This window comes from Paenibacillus cineris, assembly GCF_018333335.1.
Lineage (GTDB): Bacteria > Bacillota > Bacilli > Paenibacillales > Paenibacillaceae > Paenibacillus_AQ > Paenibacillus_AQ favisporus.
This window is the reverse complement of record NZ_BORU01000004.1, coordinates 326,961-345,502: the sequence shown is the minus strand read 5'-3', so window position 1 is coordinate 345,502 and position 18,542 is coordinate 326,961. Positions and strand designations below refer to the sequence as shown.

The following is an 18,542-nucleotide window of genomic DNA, read 5'->3' as shown; positions in this document are numbered from 1 at the left end:
TACAAAGCTGGATTTCATCAACCTTTGGATAATTTCTTTAATGAGCACGTCATAAATGCTCGAGCTTAAGCTTTAGGCCCTGCATTCCGACCTCTCTGCTGCCGCTCTTCGCGACTGGGGCCGTAAACGCCAGGTACCACCAATCCGGCTTGACGCATGAGCACGAACATTTGTCCACGATGATGGGCCTGGTGCTGGATCAGCAAACGCAACACTGCAGAAATGGGTAGTGCTATCGTGTCCCACATATTCCGGGTTTCGCTCAACGTCTCATCGTTCCATTGCGTCTGCAGCGCATCCAGCATCGCACGGCTCGTCCGATCATAGGCCTCTGTGATGGAAGCTGCCGATGTTGGTTGATCGCTATCTTTTCCTTGATCTTGGAATTCCAGCCAATTTCCTTCCGCTTGGAATTCCAGCCCCGCTGCGGACAAAAAGTAATGAACCGATAGTGTTATATGCCACGCCAGTTTCCCCAAAGTGAAATGATCTGGAGCCACTTGTTGCTGAAGAGACTCGTTCGTCAGGACTTGGAGGACCTTCTGTGTGAGGGCCGCTTCCATTTTCCACTCATCGATAAATTGATGCAAACTAGTAAACATGTGCTAATCACCCTGCTTTACGTTGAATTTGGAAACTTATTATACTTCGAACGAAGGTCCGCTTAAGACGGTGGTCCGGCGGCCCTCCTTCAGAAAGGCTTGGGCCAGCGCCGACCCCATCATGCCTAGTCCGATGACGCTCACCGGTATAAGATGCCCCTCAGTTTGTTTCCATTCCTGCCCTAGCGGATTCCCTTGTTTATTTTCCCTCATAGGATGTTCTCATCTCCTTTCCTACCCATCTTAAAAGGTTGACACAGTGTCAAAGTCAATGCGTATTTTTCACGATTTTATAAATGCGAAGCTTTGGCTCAAGGCACGGACGAATTGGCGATAGGATTGTTTTTAATGGGAAAAGTCATCTTTTTGTTATATCCCAGTTATTGACAACGGGCGCGTGGAGGTTTTACAATGAATCAACGGAATGTTAGTGATTACTAACATCGTCCGGATGACGACTCCAAAGGATGCTGACACAATGACGGAATCAACGACCAACCGGGACAGACTGATGCTGACCGCGATTGACCTGATGGCCGAGAAGGGATATCAGGGAGTAACCACGAAGGAAATTGCCACAGCGGCGGGAGTGAGCGAGATGACGCTGTTCCGTCAATTCGGCACCAAGCTGCAGCTGCTGGAACAGGCGATCGACCGTTTTCATTATGCGGGCGAGATGGAGGAGCTGTTTTCCACCCGGCTGACATGGAGCTTGCGTGAAGATCTGCTGCGGATAACCCGTGCCTACCATGACATCATGGACCGGAACCGGAAGCTGGTGCTGGTCATGTTGCGCAGCGCGGAGTTGTCCGACCTGCGCGACCGGGCGCAGGATCATCCGCGGCAGCTGCAGCAGCTGCTGACGGCGTACTTCCAGGAAATGCAAAGGCAGGGGAAGGTGAAGGCCATAGATTCCGAGGCGCAGGCTATGGCGTTTATGTGGATGAATTACGGTGCCTTCATTTCCCGTCTGCATAACGCGGATTTGATTACAGCCGTGTCCCAGGAGCAGTTTCTGCAGACGAGCATCGCATTGTTCGTCGATGCCCTCACTCCGATAAACGAACGGATTAAAGAGCGGTAGAGAGGGGAGCGGGCGGCGGCAATGGATGCTCGATCGGCCGGGACAGGCCAAGCAACTATTTTTACATTGCGAGGAGCGGTGACAATGAGCAAATCAACAAGCAAGCTGGCGGTACCCATTGCGGATGATGCAGCGAAGCCCGTGGGGTTGACCGCCGCTGCCGGGTTTCAGGTCGGTGTCCGGAGAACGTTTCCGGTATCACGGGAGGCGGCGTGGTCGCTGCTGACTTCCCCGGAGGGTATGATGGTATGGCTTGGGAAACTTCCGGCCCTTGAATTCAAGCCGGGAACGACGTATACGTCCAAGGAAGGAAACCACGGCGAGATTCGGGTCGTCAAACCCGGGGAGCAAATCCGCTTGACCTGGCAGCGGCCCGGCTGGCCCCATCCTTCCACGGTCCAGATCCGCTTGCTGGAGGCCAAGACGGGAACGACGATCAGCTTCCATCAGGAAAAGCTGACGGATATCCATCAGCGTGAGCAGATGAAGGCATATTGGGAGGAGGCGGCGGACCACATCCGGCAGCAGCTGGCTGCAGACTGATCGAAAGCATGGCCTCAACGAATTGATCATTGAGTAAAACTCCGCCACTTGAATCGCTTGATTGAATCGAAGGAGCCGTAAGGCCAGTAAGACGACTTGGAGTGTTGATTTCCTCCTCCGCTGCGGCTTACTATAATAACTTCAGGAGGAGGTCTGCCGATGGCTGAACTGAAGGCAGTATACAATGAGGAATTTTTGCGCGGATTCGGGGCGAAGGTTCATACGGCCCACGCCGCGTTTGATACAGATAAGTTTGTCAAAGACATCATGGACGACACATGGCAGGAACTTGAGCTGAAAGCCCGTATGCGGCGGATCAGCGAAAAGCTGGGCGATCACTTGCCCGCCCGATATGAAGAGGCGCTGGAGGTGCTCTTCGCGATCGACGAACACTGTGCGGGGTTTCCGTACCTGTTCTTTCCCGATTTCGTGGAAGTGTTCGGGCAGGCGCCGGAGCACTGGGACCTTTCAATGAAGGCGCTCGAGCGCTTCACGTCCAAATCGTCGGCGGAGTTTGCCGTCAGGCCCTTTCTGCTGTGGGACCCGGAACGGATGATGCGCCAGATGACGGCTTGGGCGCAGCATCCGGACGAACATGTCCGGCGTCTGGCCAGCGAAGGCAGCCGGCCGCGGCTGCCGTGGGGACAGGCCCTGCCGATGTTCAAGAAGGATCCGGCGCCGGTGTTGCCCGTGCTGGAGCTGCTGAAGCAGGACCCGTCGCTTTATGTCCGCAAGAGCGTCGCCAACAACCTGAACGACATCGCAAAGGACCATTCTGACGTGGTGCTGGAGACGGCGCGGCGCTGGAAAGGTACTCATCCGCATACCGATTGGATTATCCGTCACGGCTGCCGGACCTTGATCAAGAAGTCCCATCCGGAAGCGATGGCTTTGTTCGGCTATGCAGATTCATCCGCGGAGGAACCGCTGGCGTCCGCCGCTTCGCTGACGGTAGAGCCGTCCGAGGTCGCGGTCGGGGGCAGCACAGAGCTTCACTACGAGATCCGCGTGCGGGACGGGCAGCCGGCCCATATCCGGGTGGAATACGGGATCGACTTTGTCAAAGCCCGCGGCAAAATATCACGCAAAGCGTTTTTGCTGTCGGATAAGACCGTACCCGGAGGCTCCCGCCTGTCGGGGACGCGAACCCATTCCTGGGCCGATCTGACGACGCGCCGCCATTATCCGGGCGAGCACCGGATCGTGCTGCTGGTCAACGGCCAGGAGACGGCTTCCGCCAGCCTTATGCTTACGGGCAGCGGCGGGGAGCAGCAGGCATAGGCGAAGCATGCGAAGACAAAGCAAACAGGAGTACCCGAGCGGTCGTTGGACCTCAAGGGGACTCCTGTTTTTCGTGATCGGCTTGCCTTTATATAAGCAGGGAACGCTCCGGATCAATGCTGCCGCTGGTTTGAAAGAAACTGCTTCTCGTGCTGAAGCAGCCAGCTTTTACGCGTCAGTCCGCCGCCGTAACCGCCCAAGTCGCCGCTCGCATTGATGACGCGGTGACAGGGGATGACAAGGGCCAGCTGGTTGGCGCCGTTGGCCTGAGCCACGGCCCGGAAGGCCTTCGGTTTGCCGAGAGCCCCGGCCAGCCCGGAGTAGGAACGGGTCTCGCCCGGCGGAATTTGCACCAGCTGCGCCCAGACCGACTTCTGGAATGGAGAGCCGATCAGATGCAGCGGTGTGGTGAATACGGACAGACTCCCGTCAAAATAAGCCGTCAGCTCCTGCTCGATGGAGCGTATGGGAGCGGTGACGCCCGGGATGATCGCCGATTTCGTCCGCTGGCGCAGCCGCTCAACTTCGCGCTCGAGGCCCCGCCGGTCCACGAACTCCAGCAGATACAGCGCCTCCTCGTCGGCGATCGCGACCATCGGGCCGAGGCGCGTATCGATCCATGCCGCGCGCAGGATGCGGCTGTCTGCGGATTTCGCCGGAGCCGCCCCCATGATGCGGGAGAAGGCGTCCCGGAATCCGCTTCCGGATTCATACCCGCTCGACAGCTGGGCGTCGATTACCGCATGGCCGGACCGGATCTGCTTGAATGCCAGCCCCATGCGGCGGGCGCGGGCATACTCCACAAAGGTCATGCCAAACCGTTTTTTGAACTGCCTCCGCGCCGTTGAGGCATCGATGTCGAGCTCATCAAAGTCCTGTTCCTTCCACCGTTTTTCCGGATAGGTCTCGACGGCTTCGACCAGCTTCTGGACGACCGGCGAAACGTGATTCGGATGGGACAGCGGGCGGCAGCGCTGACAGGGCCGGAAAGAAGCGAGTAGCGCCTCCTGCGCGGTCTCGTAAAACTCACAGTTTTCATATTTGGGCTTTCTGGCCGGGCACGTCGGGCGGCAGAACACTCCCGTCGTTTTGACCCCGACATAGAAAATCCCCTCGTACTCCGACTTTTTATCGAGCAGCGCCTGATAATACTCCATTTTATGTTCAGCCGTAATCATGACCGGCCTCCTTTTTTTCATCATCCTTTATTCTTATTATAGACCAGCCCTGCAGATCTCCGCCGCCGAAAATCGGGCACTGATTTTTAAATCATCGTTCTTTTTCAACAGGACGCCGTAATGGCGGAGCCAGCAGCCCCCATCCGTGGCTAAATTCCCGCTGCATCCCTTGTTTTAACAAAAAAAATTTGGGACAATAATAGACAGATTGCCTGTCGGATCTGGTAAAGTAGAGAGAGTATGCATTTTAAAGCTTTTGAAAAGAGGAAAAACGATGAACAAACCATCCATCTATGGATTAACGTTCGATCAGCTGTCTGCATGGCTGCTTGAATATGGACATAAACCATTCCGCGCCTCTCAGGTGTGGGACTATCTATATGTACAACGGGTCACCGATTTTGCCGATATGACGGATGCCAATCCGGACTGCGTGAAGCTGCTTGCGGAGCATTACGTTATCCAGACGCTCGAAGAGCATGTGAAACAGGAGTCGGCCGACGGGACGGTCAAGTTTCTGTTCCGATTGCAGGACGGCAACCTGATCGAGACGGTGCTGATGCGCCATAAGTTCGGCCTTTCCGTCTGCGTGACGACCCAGGTCGGATGCAACATCGGCTGCAGCTTCTGCGCGAGCGGACTGCTGAAGAAAAGCCGGGACCTGTCCGCCGGGGAAGTTGTGGAGCAGCTCATGAAGGTGCAGCTGTTCCTGGACCAGAACAAGCCGGGCGACCTCGTCAGCCATATTGTCGTGATGGGCATCGGGGAGCCGTTTGATAATTTCGAGAACATGGTCGACTTCATCAATGTGGTTAAGGACCGCAAAGGGCTGGCGATTGCCGGGCGCCATATTACCGTATCGACCAGCGGCCTGGCTCCAAAGATCATGGAATTTGCCGACCGCGATTTGAAGGTGAACCTGGCGATTTCGCTGCATGCGCCGAACAATGAGCTGAGAACCCGGATTATGAAGATTAACAAGGCTTATCCGATTGAGGAAGTTTTGGGGGCCATGGATTACTATCTGGCCAAAACGAAGCGCAGAGTGACGCTCGAGTATATTTTGCTCAAGGACGTCAATGACGGCAGGGAACACGCGGCTGAATTGGCGGAGCTGATCGGTGACCGCAGACAGCTGGTCAACGTCAACCTGATCCCGTACAATCCGGTCGATGAGCACAGCCAGTATCAGAGAAGCGCGCAGGAGTCGATCCTGGCTTTCTATGACACGCTCAAGAAGAACCGGGTCAGCGTCAGTGTCCGGCTGGAGCATGGAACCGATATTGACGCGGCCTGCGGACAGCTGCGCAGCAAGCAAATCCGTAAGGAAAACGGCAGAGGCGCGGGCCAGGCCAGCGCGGTAAACGGATGAGGCCGGCCTCCTGTTTTACAGGAGGGTACCTCCTTTTTAAAACATGCATAACACGAAAAAGCCTGCAAATCTGCAGGCTTTTGTCATGCCTAGGGCATTTTATACGAAACATCCCTATCCTCAACCGGTCAACCAGCCACAGCCACGATGAATACGACCCATCCCGCCAAAAAGGCCACCCCGCCGATCGGCGTAATCGCCCCCAGCTTGCGGATGCCGGTCACGCTCAGCGCGTACAGGCTTCCCGAGAATAACAGAATTCCTGCAAACAGCAGCCATCCTGCGAGCTGGATGGTGCCCGCATGTGCGGCGGATGGGGCATAGAGGCCCATCAACAGCAGGCCAAGTCCGTGAGCCAAATGATATTGGACTCCCGTCTGATAGGTTTTCTGCCGGTTATCGTCGAGTCTTTCCTTCAGGGCGTGCGCCCCGAATGCGCCGATGGCCACGGCCAAAAACATCATGATTCCACCCAGAATGAGCAGCGTGTTCACATCAATCACCTCTATGCGTCATCATACGTTCTGGCGCGGCGGCCGTCAACGACTTGGATTTGAGCTGTATTCTTAATAATGCCGGCGGATATGGTGATTCCGTTTTTTCTTCTTCACAAACTTGTTCATGCCGCTAGCGCCGGGTCCGCCGCCGACCGAGTCCTGCTGTCTGGTGCAGGGGCTGTCGATGGTGGAGTTGGTGCCGCTCGTGCTGTGTGTGCCGGAGCCGCTGGCAATTTGGGTGGCGGCAGCCTCCTCGCTTCCCTCCGGCATTTGAACCCGCTGGTGATTCAGAACGAAGATGGCTTCCTTCTTCCGGCGGTGCGAGCGTTTCCGCTTACCGCGGCAGGCGTGAGCGGGCTCGCGGAGGATGCTGATGTTATCGGCGGTGCCTCCGGCCCCGACGCTGACCTGCTGGTCCGTATTCGGGGAACCGATGGCCGCGTTGCTTCCCGACGCGCTGCTGTGGCCTGCACCGCTGGCGATCTGCGTCGTATTCGGGGCGTTGGTAAATTGATCGTTAATGACAAACACGAACTTATCGAACCTGCGGAGCGGAACTTTGGTCGTCAGCCGTTTTTCGCCTCGGACGATGCTGACGATGAGCTTGCCCTGTGACCGTGAACGAGAGTGCCTCTTCAGTCGTCTTGCCATATGCCGGCGGGCATAACCGCAACCGTGGCTTCTAAGATACCTCCTCATATCAACCATCCTTTGTCTGTGGTATGGTTCATCCTAGTGATGTTTGCCGGATTTTGTGAGGGACAACTGTCTTGGAGGGCCAAAAAATAGGGCGTTTGATATAGAATGAACTAAAGAAATGAATGTTATAGGCCTCTATTGAGCTGTTATCACAGGAAGATCAAGCAAAACGTTAATTCAATCGATTTAGCCGGATTTTACCCCTGATAGGTGATTAATGCTTCTGTCGGTGATAAAATATAGCAAAACCGTCCGGTCATAGAGAACGGCCTGCCGGAAGATCTGTAGCTGAACCGTTCCCGGCGTAAAGGTCCAGTCTGCCGGGGGTATCAAAGACACTTGTAAACGCTTTAATCATAAACCGTAGATTGCTTTGCCTAAAGCGCGGGCAGTCATACAGGAGAGGATGGGAATGCAATGCAGGTGAATCAAGTTCGCGAGTTGGCTGTGAAACTGAAAGAGAATATCGGGAGAGTCATTGTCGGCAAAGAGGGAGAAGTGGAGCTGCTGCTAACGGCCTTGCTGGCGTCAGGACATGTGCTGCTGGAGGATGTGCCGGGTACCGGTAAAACGCTGCTTGCCAAAAGTTTGGCGGCGTCCCTGTCGCTCAGCTTTCAACGGATTCAGTTTACCCCCGATCTGCTGCCGTCGGATTTGACGGGCATCCATTTCTACAACCAGAAGGACGGCGAGTTTCAGTTTCGCCCGGGTCCGCTGTTCTCGCGGATCGTGCTTGCGGATGAAATTAACCGGGCTACGCCCAGAACCCAGTCCAGCCTGCTGGAGTGTATGGAGGAGCGGCAGGTCAGCATTGATGGGCAGACGATGGCGCTGGAGCGGCCGTTTATGGTGCTGGCCACCCAGAACCCGGTCGACAACCAGGGCACGTTTCCGCTGCCCGAAGCCCAGATGGACCGCTTTATGATCCGCATGAAGCTGGGGTACCCATCCGCAGCGGAAGGGAAGGAGATTTTGAAGCGGACGCAGGGACCAGCCGGCTTAACGGCAGAGCGGGCCGAGCGCACGGCAACAGCCGGCGAGGTGCTGGAAGCCCAGCAGCTGTGCACGCAGGTGAACGTGAGCGAGGACTTGATGGGATACATCGTATCCCTGGCCGAAGCGACCCGCGTCCATGCGGAAGTGGCTCTTGGCATCAGCCCCCGCGGAACCCAGGCGCTGCTGCGCGCGGCGCAGGCTTATGCTGCGATGAATGGACGGGAGTACGTACTTCCCGATGACATCAAGCATCTGCTGGAGCCGGTCTGCGCTCACAGAATGGTGCTCAAGAAGCGCTACGGCGGGCAGCATGAGGCCGCCCGGCGCATTCTGCTTGAGGTGCTGGATCAGATCGCAGTTCCCAGCGAAGCGGGACTGGAAAGCGGCGTGAGATAATGGCGATGCTGTGGCTGCTTCTGGCCTGCGGCGGCGTGTTGGTGCTGCAGGGCCTGATCCTGGGCAGGGGATCGCTGCGAAGACTGACGTACGAGCGCCATTTCAGCACGGAAACCTGTTACGTGGGAGACCGGATCGAAATGGTCGAGGTGATCGAAAACGGCAAAGTGTTTCCGGTGCCCTGGCTGCGCCTGGAAGCGATGCTTCCTTCGTCCCTGATGTTTAAGCGCAGCCGGGAAACCTCAATCAGCGAGGGGAATATCTATCAGAATCATACGAGTTTATTTATGCTCCGTCCCCGGACACGGATTACCCGGACGCATCAAATCCAGTGTACCCGCCGGGGGATCTATCGGATGGATTCGGCCACGATGACCGGCGGGGACCTGTTTGCGGTCTACACCCCGTCACGGCAAATTACGCTCAGCAAACGGCTTGTCGTTTACCCGGAGCTGCTGAGCGATGACCGGCTGCCTTCCTCCTGGAAGACATGGCAGGGGGAGCTCGCGGTGCGGCGCTGGGTCGTTGAGGATCCATTCCTCATTACCGGAATCCGGGAATACGCTGCGGGAGATCCGATGAACCGGATCCACTGGAAAGCCACCGCCAGAACAGGCGAGCTTCAGGTGCATAAGCACGGCTATACCGCCGATCCGCGGGTCATGATCTGCCTGAACATCGAGGTGTCCGAGCAGATGTGGAACGTGGTGACCCGGCCGGAGATGGTCGAGGATGCGCTGTCCTATGCGGCTACCTGTGCGGCTTCGCTGATCCACCAGGGTATGGCCGCCGGTTTCACCCATAATGCGTCGGTTAATCCGGAGAGCCAGGCCATGCTCCGGCTCGACCCGGATTACGGCACGGCCCATTTGGAGAACCTGCTGGAGGCGATGGCCGGTGTGGATATGAAGACGCGGATGTCATTCCACGAAATGCTGCGTCTTGAAGCGGAGCGCGAGTCGGAAGAGACGGTCGACTATCTGCTCATAACGGCCCATCTGTCGGAAGCGGTCCGGGAGAGCATCCACGGACTGGAGAACAAAGGTCACCGCGTATCGGTAGCGGAATGGCCGGATGCGAGGGAGGCGGCGGTATGATACGTCAGCAAGCGCAAGCCCGTTACCGGGGAGCCGGGGAAGCATTATACTTCTCGCTGCTCGAGTCCGCCTCGCTGTACCCTGTGGCCGTGCTGCTTGCGGCATATGCGCTGCCGCTCCATCCGCTGCTCATCTGGCTGCTTGCCGGGGTTGTTCACGCTGCAGGCGTGCTGGCCGGCCGGGAGCAGTCCCGCAGCGGGGGCGGCCGCCTGTGGACGCCGATCCCGCTGGCGGCCGCGGTCCTGCTGCCCCTGGCCGTGTTCGGGCTGCGGCTCGCCGCGGCGCTGGCTGCTGTGGCTCTGCTGGCGGCTGCGATCCGCGGGCTGATCGCCGGGCGCAAGCAGTGGTGGAAGACAGCGGTGCAGCGGCTGCCGCTGATCGGCCTTGGCGCCTCGCTTGTGCTCTACATTACGGCCGGCCAGGTCAGCGCCCTTCATCCGCACCGCACGTCGCTGTACGTGATGGCGATGATTACGCTGTTCGCCCTCCTGCTGCGCATGAACGGCGAGCGGGTCCGGGACGCCTCGCACGCCGAGCAGGCCGACCGTCAGCTGTTCGGCCGGATCCTGACGGCAAACCGCTCGATGACGTGGATCGTCATTGCCGTTATCGCCCTGCTCAGCGGATGGAAGGGCCTTGGAGCGATCTTCCTCTTCCTGCGGGACGGCCTTCGGTCTCTCCTCCAAGGCTTGGGAGGAGACGGACAGTCTGTGGAACAGCCTCCGCAAGCACCTGCCGATCCAATGATGCCCGATCTGTCCGGAATGGATCAGGGTCCGGTACAACACCCAATGTGGCTGAAAGTCATAGGCTATGTCGTCCTGGGCATTCTTTGCCTGGCTGCCCTTGTTTTGCTGGGGATGCTGCTGTATAAGCTGTTCCGGCGCTGGCTTCCGGAGCGCATCCGAAGCTGGGTCCGGCGCCTCGCTTACCGGCTCGGGCTGCTGCGCCAGATCCGGCACATTTCCGAGGAGACGGCGGACTTTGTGGATGAGGTCGAGCGAATCGACCGCGTTGCCGCCAAGCCCCGCCGCTTCCGCCGCTTCCGCAAGGAACCGGATATCAGCGGCAGCGACCCGCGTCAGGCTTACGAGAGCCTGATCCGCCGTGCGGTCAAGAAAGGATTCGCGTTCCGGGCGAGCCGTACGCCTGCGGAGAACGGCGCCGAGCTTGCGGCGGGAGAGAGCTTCACCGGCATGGCGCCGGAAGCGGTCCATACGCTCATCGAGCGGTATAACGCCGTGCGGTACGGCGGGAAAAAGGAGCCGTAGAAGCCCTGCTCCGGCCAGCATGATGCCGTACACTTTTGGTCGTGAAGGTCCCCTAAAGGGGGCCTTTTTTGTGCTCTTGGACGTCCAATAGTTACGCCGAGGTAACTTCATTACGATAAAGTGCCTACTTACGCAAGCGAAATAGAGCTACTACAATGGGGTTGTGGTTCACGAACCAAATCGATCATAAAGGAGACAAACGCATTATGGAACTTCAACTGGCACTTGATCTTGTCGATATTCCCGGAGCCAAGGAAATCGTAAACGAGGTTGCTGATTATATAGACATCGTGGAAATCGGAACGCCGATCGTCATCAATGAGGGGCTTCGGGCGGTGAAAGAACTGAAAGAGGCCTTCCCTTCCCTGCGCGTGCTGGCAGACCTGAAAATCATGGACGCCGGCGGATACGAAGTCATGAAGGCATCCGAGGCCGGGGCGAGCATTATTACCGTGCTCGGCGTCTCAGACGATTCCACCATCCGCGGAGCCGTGGAAGAAGCTAGAAAGCAAAACACAAAAGTCATGGTCGATATGATCAATGTGAAGGATATTGAACAGCGCGCCAAGGAAATTGACCAAATGGGCGTGGATTATATCTGCGTGCATTCAGGGTACGATCATCAGGCGGCAGGCATCAGCTCCTTTGAAGATCTGCTGACGATCAAACGGGTGGTGAACCGCGCCAAAACGGCCATTGCCGGCGGGATCAAGCTGAGTACGCTGCCTCAGGTGATTGCGGCCGGCCCGGATCTGGTTATTGTGGGCGGGGGAATCACCGGTCAGGATGACAAGCGGGCTGCGGCATCGCAGATGAAGCAGCTGGTCAGTCAGGTCTAAGATGAACACGGCCGATTATGCCCTCGAAATTACGAAGGAGCTGCAGCGATCGATTGCCCGCATCTCGAATGGAGAAGCGGACCAGTTGGCTGACATGATTCTTGAAGCCGGAACTGTATTTGTGGCGGGAGCCGGCAGGTCGGGCCTGATGGGCCGGGCGCTGGCCATGCGGTTAATGCATCTCGGAATTACCGCATATGTGGTCGGCGAGACAGTGACACCCGGAATCGGCCCGGGGGACCTGCTTGTCATCGGGTCCGGGTCAGGCGAGACGCAAAGCTTGGTCACGATGGCCAGGAAAGCCAAGGAGATCGGAGCAGCGGTCGTCACCGCAACCATTCACCAGGACTCCACGCTGGGCCGGTTGTCCGATTTCCCGGTCTGTCTTCCGGGTACGCCGAAGGAACAGCAGGCAGCGGGCAGCGGAGAAAAGGTGACCATACAGCCGATGGGATCGCTGTTTGAGCAAACCTTGATCATTTTGTACGATGCCGTCGTTCTCCGCTTGATGGAGCAGCGGGGTCAAGATTCCTCCCAGATGTTCGGCAGACACGCCAACCTGGAGTAAAGCTTCACCTGAAAAAGATACCCATCCAAACAGGAACCATCCCGGAGGTCGCAGACCGAGGGATGGTTCTTTTTTGCATCAAGCGAAAAAGCGAATCGTGTAGTATCCTATAAGAAGGAGGTGGCAGCGTGGCAACGGAAATCAAAGACCGTATCAACTTAAAAGAAATTAATTGCGCGAAGGAACTGACCCTTGCCGTGATCAGCGGCAAATGGAAGTTGATTATATTGTGGCATTTGGGGCTTGAGGGGACGAAGCGGTTTGGCGAGCTGAAGAAGCTGATCCCCAATGTGACCCAAAAAATGCTGACCAACCAGCTTCGGGAGCTGGAAGACGATCAGCTGATTTCGCGGAAGGTATATCCAGAGGTCCCTCCCCGGGTGGAGTATTCGCTGACCGAATACGGCCGCTCGCTGATGCCGGTGCTGAAGATGATGTACGACTGGGGCAGTCATTATGGGGACCGGGTCATTTGGAAGGACGATCATTAACAGGTCGGCATTCTCTTCATCGGAATAATTTTTTCACGTACTTAAAAAAATATGAAGTTCAATCCCCCGCAGAGTCCCAAGGCAGCTGAGTAAAAAGCCGCCGCTTTGCGGGGGTATTTTTTTGTGACATCGCCTGTAAATGGGGTAATAATTAGAAATTGATTCCAATTTTGGCTGCTGCAGCTGCTGTAAAGGAAGGATGCCGATGAAAGACCAAACGCCGACACGACGCATTGAAGCAGGCTATCTCATCCTTGTGTTTGTCATCATGATTCAGGAGCTGCTTATTTTTATCAAGGTATATGCAGATCAAGCTTATACCACTCCGGAGCTGCTGTTCAGTCTGGGGACATTGGCTGCGCTGCTGATCGGCTTCTTTATGCCGGTCGGCGTCACGGCGGTGGCCGTCTTCTTTTATCTTGTGAGTTATTTTGTGTGGCTGAACACTTATGCACATGTGGATATCTTATCTTTCTCATGGCTGCTGCTCGTTCCCGCCAACATGATTCTGGCCTCCGTGATTCATTCCGGGTTGATCCGCAACCGGAGACTGATCGAGCGGCTGGAAGATTTGAAGGACATGAGCCCGCAGCTGGACCTCGATACGTCCCTCGGGAACAAGCTGTCCCTGGAGGATGCCGTCATCAAACACTCCAATCTAGCCAAGCGTTATCCGCAGCGTTACGACTTCTGTATGGCGATGTTTAAAATCGAATTTTTGCCGCTCGTCAAAGAGTCGCTCGGATCCAGGCGGTACGCCCGGCTGCTGCTCGAGTTATCGCACACGATCCAGAAGCAGATCCGCTACGAGGATTATAAATTTTTCATCGACCAAGGGCGCTTTGTGGTCTTGTATCCGATGACGAATCAGGAGCATTTGCAGCAGCTCACCGCCCGGATTAAGCAGGCAATGATGAATGTTGAAGCCGTCGACCGGAGCGGGAGCCCGCTGAAGCTCGTCGTCCGCACGGGGGCGCTCGTGTTCCAGCCGGAGCAGTTCAGCAAATATGAACATATCGATGCGGTCATTGCCGCATTGGAGCGCAATACGGAGACCGATCTGATCGGTGAGTATGTATAAGGAGAAAGGAGGGGCGCCCGCATGTCGTATGCTCAATGGTTTATACCCGTATGTATCGGCGTCAGCATCCTTTTTGCCGCAGCGGTGCTGGTGCTGACAATCGCCACGCTGATGTTCCGGGCCAAGGTTAATAAAAAATACGATCGGGGGAATTTCAGTGGCTGACGTCATCCTGCTCCTGTCGATCGTATCGATCTGGATCGCCGTGCTGGAGTCGATTGTTATCATGTCGGGGGCGATCCGGTTTGTGTACAGGCAGAACCGGGGGGCTCTGGTGCGCAGCGGGCAAATGGACGATTTTCCGACCGTGACGGTGATGGTCCCCGCCCATAATGAAGAGTTGGTCATTACCGCGACGGTGGAGCATATTCTGCAGCTGTATTATCCCCCGGACAAGGTCCAGATCATCGTGATCGCCGATAACTGCACCGACCGCACCGCGGACAAGCTGAAGGCACTGAAGGCCAGGACCAGCTATAAAGACAGGGACCTGCTCATTTTGGAAAGAACCGGCACCGGCGGGAAATCCGGAGCTCTGAATGATGCGCTGAAGGAAGCCACCGGCGATTGGATTTGCGTCTATGACGCCGATGCCGCACCCGAGCATAACGCCCTCTACTTTCTGATCCAGAAAGCCATGGAGCAGCCAGAGCGCTACGGTGCGGTGTTCGGACGGAACAAAGCGCGCAACCGCGGGCAGAACCTGCTGTCGCAATTCATCAACCTGGAGCTGATCACGATCCAGCGGGTGCATCATACCGGTCTGTGGGAGCTGTTCGGTCTGGGAACGATCCCCGGGACCAATTTTATCGTCAAACGCTCGCTTATGGAGGATATCGGGGGATGGGATGAGCACGCCATCACGGAAGACACGGCGGTGTCCTTCGAAATTTTGGGCCGCGGCCAGCTGATCGCGCTCGCACCGCAGGCCGAAGCCTATCAGCAGGAGCCGGAAAGGCTCGACGTCTACATGAGGCAGCGCCAGCGCTGGGCCAAAGGCAATTACAAGGTGGTCGTGGACAATATCCACCAGCTGTTTAATCGGAGCAGCTGGCGGATCAAGCTGCACGTGCTTTATTATGCCGCAAGTTACTTTTGGTTCATGGTGGCGATTATCGTTTCCGACCTTATTTTTATCGTCAACCTCGTGTACCAGATCATTGCGCTCTTTCACCCGGATACGGTATCTCCGTTCCAATTCAGCAGTGACCTGTATGTGTATCTGGTCATCGCCTGGGCTCTGATGTACTACATTTATGTTCTTCAGATCAACCTGGCACTGGCCACCGATATCGGACAGAGCAACGTCAGGAACTTCATCCTGTCCTGTGTGTCTTACTTTACGTATGCCCAGCTGTTTCTGGTCATTTCGCTGCTGGCCTTCTGGTCGATGATCGTCGATAAAGTGACGGGCAGGCAGAGCAAATGGTATAAAACCAAGCGCTTTGGATAGGCGCCTCTCACCATTGCCCAGCCGCGGCATATAATGGACCGACCGGTGCCTACAGAAAGGAGATCACGCCATGAGTTATCCCTCATACGGTGGATGGTGTCCCCATTATTACCCGCGGCCCTATTACTATTCATGGATTCGTGAATACCCGCAGATCAAGACCGATACCCTCAACCAGTCCATTCAGGGATATTATTCGCTGATGGAGGAGGGCTACAAAATTCTCAACCGGCTGTCGGACCATGCCTTTGCCGTTCAGGTGATGACAGCCGCCCAGGCCGGCAACAAGCAGGAGGTGGACCGGCTGATGAAGTCGATCAGCAGCAGGTCGAAGATTTCGTCCGAGTTTTCTCCGAGCGGAATCGGGATTACCGTCGACCCGTTAGTTGAAACCGACCCTTGCTGCAAACTGGCCATGTTCCTGAAATGGGGAAAATAAAAGTGAACGGTGAGCGTACCTGATGATCAGCCACATCCGATGGCAGCCCGAAACCTTCGCGTTTCGGGCTTATTTGACGTTCGTTCTATGCGGAGTTCCCAAACAGCCGGGCTCCCTGATTTGTGCTGCCTTCGCCAAACGGAGTGCTGTACCCCCGTGTTCCTGTTGTATACTTAAGTTTAACGGAAGAATGTAACGGACAACCTGTTCGGCAATAGCACGGAATGACAGGATTTTGGCGAATGACGGGGTTATGATGACTTACGAGGAGTGATCGGATATATGGCATGGGTAGAATCGCTGCAGCGGGCAATCGATTATATGGAGGACCACCTCTCCGAGGACATTACCATTGAGGAGATCGCGAAGCAGGCACATTCGTCGCCGTTTCACTTTCAGCGGACCTTTACGCTGCTGACCGACATTACGATCGGCGATTATCTTCGGCGCAGGCGGCTGTCTCTCGCAGCGAAGGAGCTGACGGGGACGGATACCAAAATTATCGACCTTGCCTGCAAATACGGGTACGACACTCCCGAGGCGTTCTCGAAAGCTTTTCGCAAGCAGCACGGCGTGACCCCGACGGAAGCGCGGAAAGGGATCGGGAAGCTGCAATTTTATAACCGCCTGGTCATCCAGGTGAGTCTGAAAGGAGCCGAACCGGTGAAATATCATATTGTGGAGAGAGAAGCGTTCCAGGTCGTTGGAGTCAAACGGGCCTTTTCCTGTGAAAATGGCCAGAATCTCGAGGGGATTCCGAAGATGTGGCAGGAGGTTCACCAGAACGGGGTCAACGACCTGTTGTTCCGCGTGAACAGCGGGCAAATCAAGGGCGTGCTTGGCGTATGCGTCGATCAAAGCGCGGTGAGACCGGAGGAGATGGACTACTGGATTGCGACCGAGTGCGACCAGGAGGTGCCGGAAGGCTTGGAGAAGCTGGACATCCCGGCATCCAAATGGGCCGTGTTCGAAGTGCGCGGCCCGATGCCGGACGCGATGCAGAGCGCCTGGAAGCGGATTTTCTCCGAATGGTTTCCGTCCAGCGGTTACGAGTATACCGGCACCGCCGAGCTGGAGGTTTATACGGACGAGGATCCTTCCAGTCCGGACCTGTATTCGGAAATTTGGATTCCGGTGAAGTAACGACCTGTACAAGCGCTGCAGCCCAAACAAGACCGCCTCTTTAGAGGCGGTCTTGTTGATGTTGTGCTAGTGAAAAGCCGTCGTTGATTTGCAGCCTGCTGTTACGGCTGGATTTTTGCAGGAAAGCCGGAAGCGGCCGGCGTATCAGTATATGATCGACCGCTTTAAGCATGAATCCCGTTTTGGAGGTTGGAGAAGCTAATGACGCCTTTTACGATGAACGTCATCCACATTATTCAAAATATACCGGAGGGCCGCGTGATGACCTATGGGCAAATCGCCGAGCTGGCGGGGAGCCGGAGAGCGGCAAGGCAGGTCGTGCGCATTCTTCATTCCTTGGGCAAGAAGCACCGTCTTCCCTGGCACCGGGTCGTCAACGCGAAAGGCGAGATTGCCCTTGTGGAGGAGGAGCCGCGCATGCTGCAAATTTTGTATTTGAAGGGCGAAGGGATAGAGGTCGATGCCGAGGGACGGATTGACTTAGAGGCGTACCGCTATTATCCGGAGCCTGGGGCGGACTGAGGCCTTGCCACAGACTCCCTTCGTTCCGTTGAACAGCGGCGGGCGCACCATCTCGATGAAGGATGAGCATGGCCGGGGAACTCAGGAGGAAGTGAGCAATGCGCCCAGCTCTTTTTGATATTGCAAGAATCGGTCTGTAGAAGGGATGACCCGTGCGGCAGACTGGATCCCGCCGATTTTGATGCTTCGGACGACGGGATACGGTGCAGACAGCAGTGCATGCAGTAGGGAGAGATCCGGAGCGCTAAGCTGCCGGTGCCGCTGGTAGTATTCGACGGCACGCAGCATTCCGCCAGCGTTCCAGGTAAAATTGCGGTGGAGAATGTGGGCTAAGTCCTTCATTCGCACGTGCAGTGAGCTGTTTTCAAAGTCAATCAGATGCAGCTTTCCCCGCTTGTCTTTAATCAAGTTGGGATAATTATAATCTCCATGGATAAAAGCAAATGCCTGCTGCTCCGCTGTAATCGCCGCAAGAGCGGCGGGCTCTCGCAGCCGGCTGATCGCTTCTTCGCAAGGAGGGACTAAGTGGCGTGTATTTTCGTAGCACCCAAGCAGGTCCTTATAATCCGAGACATCTTTCTCCAAATCGAAATAACGTATTCTAGAGGCGGGGGCCTCCCCTGTGGGAAAGCCTTCGGCGGCAGCGTGAAACCTGGCCAGCGAGCGAAGACCTTTCCTCAAATCCGCTGCTGACCCAAAATCCGGCTGTCTTCCGTGCACCCAATTCGTCAGCATGTACACCGAGCCCTGATGGATCATGACCGGCGAAAGCGCGGTTGTAGGGTATACTTTTGGACTGCGGGTAAATCCCCGTTCGTCCAGGCAGGCAAAGACCCGGGCGATATAGAAGACTTCTTCCACTTGAACATCGTAGCCCTTCAAGCAGTAAATACCCAGACGAGTCCGAATTCGGAACACGTCCTTTACCCGCCTGATTTCACGGATTCTCATGCCGTAGGTTTCTTCAATGCCGGTCCTGAAGTCCGTCAC

22 protein-coding genes are annotated in these 18,542 nt (G+C 56.2%); 16 read left to right on the top strand and 6 right to left on the bottom strand.

The genetic code is table 11. The features are described 5' to 3' along the window. Positions 1-65: 65 nt before the first annotated feature. The gene (locus KI379_RS28310) at positions 66-602 is read right to left on the bottom strand and encodes a DinB family protein (RefSeq protein WP_212985662.1); all 537 of its coding nucleotides are present in this window, start codon (positions 600-602) and stop codon (positions 66-68) included. 39 nt (positions 603-641) lie between these two features. Continuing rightward, positions 642-815, bottom strand: a complete 174-nt coding sequence (locus tag KI379_RS28305) for a hypothetical protein (RefSeq protein WP_212985661.1) — start codon at positions 813-815, stop codon at positions 642-644. 265 nt (positions 816-1,080) lie between these two features. Here KI379_RS28305 and KI379_RS28300 point away from each other — a divergent pair, with 265 nt between their 5' ends. The 3 genes from KI379_RS28300 to KI379_RS28290 all read left to right on the top strand — a co-directional run bounded on the left by KI379_RS28300 (position 1,081) and on the right by KI379_RS28290 (position 3,510). Beyond that, entirely contained in the window at positions 1,081-1,686 is a 606-nt protein-coding gene (locus tag KI379_RS28300; RefSeq protein ID WP_244879479.1) for a TetR/AcrR family transcriptional regulator, read from the top strand. An 84-nt stretch (positions 1,687-1,770) separates the two neighbouring features. Next, the gene (locus KI379_RS28295) at positions 1,771-2,229 is read left to right on the top strand and encodes an SRPBCC family protein (protein ID WP_212985660.1); all 459 of its coding nucleotides are present in this window, start codon (positions 1,771-1,773) and stop codon (positions 2,227-2,229) included. A 159-nt stretch (positions 2,230-2,388) separates the two neighbouring features. Next, entirely contained in the window at positions 2,389-3,510 is a 1,122-nt protein-coding gene (locus tag KI379_RS28290; RefSeq protein ID WP_212985659.1) for a hypothetical protein, read from the top strand. Between the two features lie 113 nt (positions 3,511-3,623). On the opposite strand, the gene KI379_RS28285 is transcribed toward KI379_RS28290, so the two are convergent. Further along, positions 3,624-4,688, bottom strand: a complete 1,065-nt coding sequence (locus KI379_RS28285; protein WP_212985658.1) for a bifunctional transcriptional activator/DNA repair enzyme AdaA — start codon at positions 4,686-4,688, stop codon at positions 3,624-3,626. Positions 4,689-4,962: 274 nt separating this feature from the next. Here KI379_RS28285 and rlmN point away from each other — a divergent pair, with 274 nt between their 5' ends. Further along, complete coding sequence (gene rlmN, locus KI379_RS28280) at positions 4,963-6,060, top strand: 23S rRNA (adenine(2503)-C(2))-methyltransferase RlmN (RefSeq protein WP_116233330.1); 1,098 nt, start codon at positions 4,963-4,965, stop codon at positions 6,058-6,060. A gap of 128 nt (positions 6,061-6,188) precedes the next feature. On the opposite strand, the gene KI379_RS28275 is transcribed toward rlmN, so the two are convergent. Then, positions 6,189-6,554, bottom strand: a complete 366-nt coding sequence (locus tag KI379_RS28275) for a DUF423 domain-containing protein (RefSeq protein ID WP_105445472.1) — start codon at positions 6,552-6,554, stop codon at positions 6,189-6,191. A 72-nt stretch (positions 6,555-6,626) separates the two neighbouring features. Further along, positions 6,627-7,256 carry a hypothetical protein gene (locus KI379_RS28270; protein WP_244879478.1) on the bottom strand — a complete coding sequence of 210 codons (630 nt, stop codon included), beginning with the start codon at positions 7,254-7,256 and terminating at the stop codon, positions 6,627-6,629. Between the two features lie 417 nt (positions 7,257-7,673). On the opposite strand from KI379_RS28270, the gene KI379_RS28265 reads away from it, so the two are divergent. The 12 genes from KI379_RS28265 to KI379_RS28210 all read left to right on the top strand — a co-directional run bounded on the left by KI379_RS28265 (position 7,674) and on the right by KI379_RS28210 (position 17,552). Continuing rightward, positions 7,674-8,648 carry an AAA family ATPase gene (locus KI379_RS28265; RefSeq protein ID WP_212985657.1) on the top strand — a complete coding sequence of 325 codons (975 nt, stop codon included), beginning with the start codon at positions 7,674-7,676 and terminating at the stop codon, positions 8,646-8,648. A gap of 5 nt (positions 8,649-8,653) precedes the next feature. After that, positions 8,654-9,745 carry a DUF58 domain-containing protein gene (locus KI379_RS28260; protein WP_244879477.1) on the top strand — a complete coding sequence of 364 codons (1,092 nt, stop codon included), beginning with the start codon at positions 8,654-8,656 and terminating at the stop codon, positions 9,743-9,745. Then, positions 9,742-11,016, top strand: coding sequence for a DUF4129 domain-containing protein (locus tag KI379_RS28255; protein ID WP_212985655.1), 1,275 nt, complete (start codon positions 9,742-9,744; stop codon positions 11,014-11,016). The genes KI379_RS28260 and KI379_RS28255 overlap by 4 nt, the downstream gene beginning before the upstream one ends. 206 nt (positions 11,017-11,222) lie before the next feature. Continuing rightward, complete coding sequence (gene hxlA / locus KI379_RS28250) at positions 11,223-11,855, top strand: 3-hexulose-6-phosphate synthase (RefSeq protein ID WP_076172136.1); 633 nt, start codon at positions 11,223-11,225, stop codon at positions 11,853-11,855. Between the two features lies 1 nt (position 11,856). Next, complete coding sequence (gene hxlB / locus KI379_RS28245; RefSeq protein ID WP_212985654.1) at positions 11,857-12,423, top strand: 6-phospho-3-hexuloisomerase; 567 nt, start codon at positions 11,857-11,859, stop codon at positions 12,421-12,423. 128 nt (positions 12,424-12,551) lie between these two features. Then, positions 12,552-12,914: a winged helix-turn-helix transcriptional regulator gene (locus tag KI379_RS28240; RefSeq protein ID WP_076172132.1), complete on the top strand. Its 363-nt coding sequence runs from the start codon at positions 12,552-12,554 to the stop codon at positions 12,912-12,914. Positions 12,915-13,119: 205 nt separating this feature from the next. Then, on the top strand, positions 13,120-13,995 hold the full coding sequence (locus KI379_RS28235) for a diguanylate cyclase domain-containing protein (protein ID WP_076172130.1): 876 nt from the start codon (positions 13,120-13,122) through the stop codon (positions 13,993-13,995). Positions 13,996-14,016: 21 nt separating this feature from the next. Then, positions 14,017-14,160, top strand: a complete 144-nt coding sequence (locus tag KI379_RS28230; protein WP_163882044.1) for a hypothetical protein — start codon at positions 14,017-14,019, stop codon at positions 14,158-14,160. Then, on the top strand, positions 14,153-15,448 hold the full coding sequence (locus tag KI379_RS28225) for a glycosyltransferase family 2 protein (RefSeq protein WP_212985653.1): 1,296 nt from the start codon (positions 14,153-14,155) through the stop codon (positions 15,446-15,448). Before KI379_RS28230 ends, KI379_RS28225 begins: the two co-directional genes overlap by 8 nt. A gap of 70 nt (positions 15,449-15,518) precedes the next feature. Continuing rightward, positions 15,519-15,887, top strand: coding sequence for a hypothetical protein (locus tag KI379_RS28220; RefSeq protein ID WP_084203961.1), 369 nt, complete (start codon positions 15,519-15,521; stop codon positions 15,885-15,887). A gap of 282 nt (positions 15,888-16,169) precedes the next feature. Then, a complete protein-coding gene (locus KI379_RS28215) occupies positions 16,170-17,030 on the top strand; it encodes an AraC family transcriptional regulator (RefSeq protein ID WP_076172125.1) in 861 nt (286 codons plus the stop codon). Positions 17,031-17,231: 201 nt separating this feature from the next. Further along, on the top strand, positions 17,232-17,552 hold the full coding sequence (locus KI379_RS28210; protein WP_089549593.1) for an MGMT family protein: 321 nt from the start codon (positions 17,232-17,234) through the stop codon (positions 17,550-17,552). 81 nt (positions 17,553-17,633) lie between these two features. On the opposite strand, the gene KI379_RS28205 is transcribed toward KI379_RS28210, so the two are convergent. Further along, entirely contained in the window at positions 17,634-18,542 is a 909-nt protein-coding gene (locus tag KI379_RS28205) for an aminoglycoside phosphotransferase family protein (protein ID WP_244879476.1), read from the bottom strand.

Coding starts and splice junctions, on each gene's coding strand:
- KI379_RS28305 (WP_212985661.1), bottom strand. CDS start 815: ATGAGGGAAAATAAACAAGGGAATCCGCTAGGGCAGGAATGGAAACAA.
- KI379_RS28230 (WP_163882044.1), top strand. CDS start 14,017: ATGTCGTATGCTCAATGGTTTATACCCGTATGTATCGGCGTCAGCATC.
- KI379_RS28260 (WP_244879477.1), top strand. CDS start 8,654: ATGCTGTGGCTGCTTCTGGCCTGCGGCGGCGTGTTGGTGCTGCAGGGC.
- KI379_RS28215 (WP_076172125.1), top strand. CDS start 16,170: ATGGCATGGGTAGAATCGCTGCAGCGGGCAATCGATTATATGGAGGAC.
- KI379_RS28270 (WP_244879478.1), bottom strand. CDS start 7,256: ATGAGGAGGTATCTTAGAAGCCACGGTTGCGGTTATGCCCGCCGGCAT.
- KI379_RS28295 (WP_212985660.1), top strand. CDS start 1,771: ATGAGCAAATCAACAAGCAAGCTGGCGGTACCCATTGCGGATGATGCA.
- rlmN (WP_116233330.1), top strand. CDS start 4,963: ATGAACAAACCATCCATCTATGGATTAACGTTCGATCAGCTGTCTGCA.
- hxlB (WP_212985654.1), top strand. CDS start 11,857: ATGAACACGGCCGATTATGCCCTCGAAATTACGAAGGAGCTGCAGCGA.
- KI379_RS28290 (WP_212985659.1), top strand. CDS start 2,389: ATGGCTGAACTGAAGGCAGTATACAATGAGGAATTTTTGCGCGGATTC.
- KI379_RS28235 (WP_076172130.1), top strand. CDS start 13,120: ATGAAAGACCAAACGCCGACACGACGCATTGAAGCAGGCTATCTCATC.
- KI379_RS28310 (WP_212985662.1), bottom strand. CDS start 602: ATGTTTACTAGTTTGCATCAATTTATCGATGAGTGGAAAATGGAAGCG.
- KI379_RS28220 (WP_084203961.1), top strand. CDS start 15,519: ATGAGTTATCCCTCATACGGTGGATGGTGTCCCCATTATTACCCGCGG.
- KI379_RS28300 (WP_244879479.1), top strand. CDS start 1,081: ATGACGGAATCAACGACCAACCGGGACAGACTGATGCTGACCGCGATT.
- KI379_RS28265 (WP_212985657.1), top strand. CDS start 7,674: ATGCAGGTGAATCAAGTTCGCGAGTTGGCTGTGAAACTGAAAGAGAAT.
- hxlA (WP_076172136.1), top strand. CDS start 11,223: ATGGAACTTCAACTGGCACTTGATCTTGTCGATATTCCCGGAGCCAAG.
- KI379_RS28285 (WP_212985658.1), bottom strand. CDS start 4,688: ATGATTACGGCTGAACATAAAATGGAGTATTATCAGGCGCTGCTCGAT.
- KI379_RS28255 (WP_212985655.1), top strand. CDS start 9,742: ATGATACGTCAGCAAGCGCAAGCCCGTTACCGGGGAGCCGGGGAAGCA.
- KI379_RS28210 (WP_089549593.1), top strand. CDS start 17,232: ATGACGCCTTTTACGATGAACGTCATCCACATTATTCAAAATATACCG.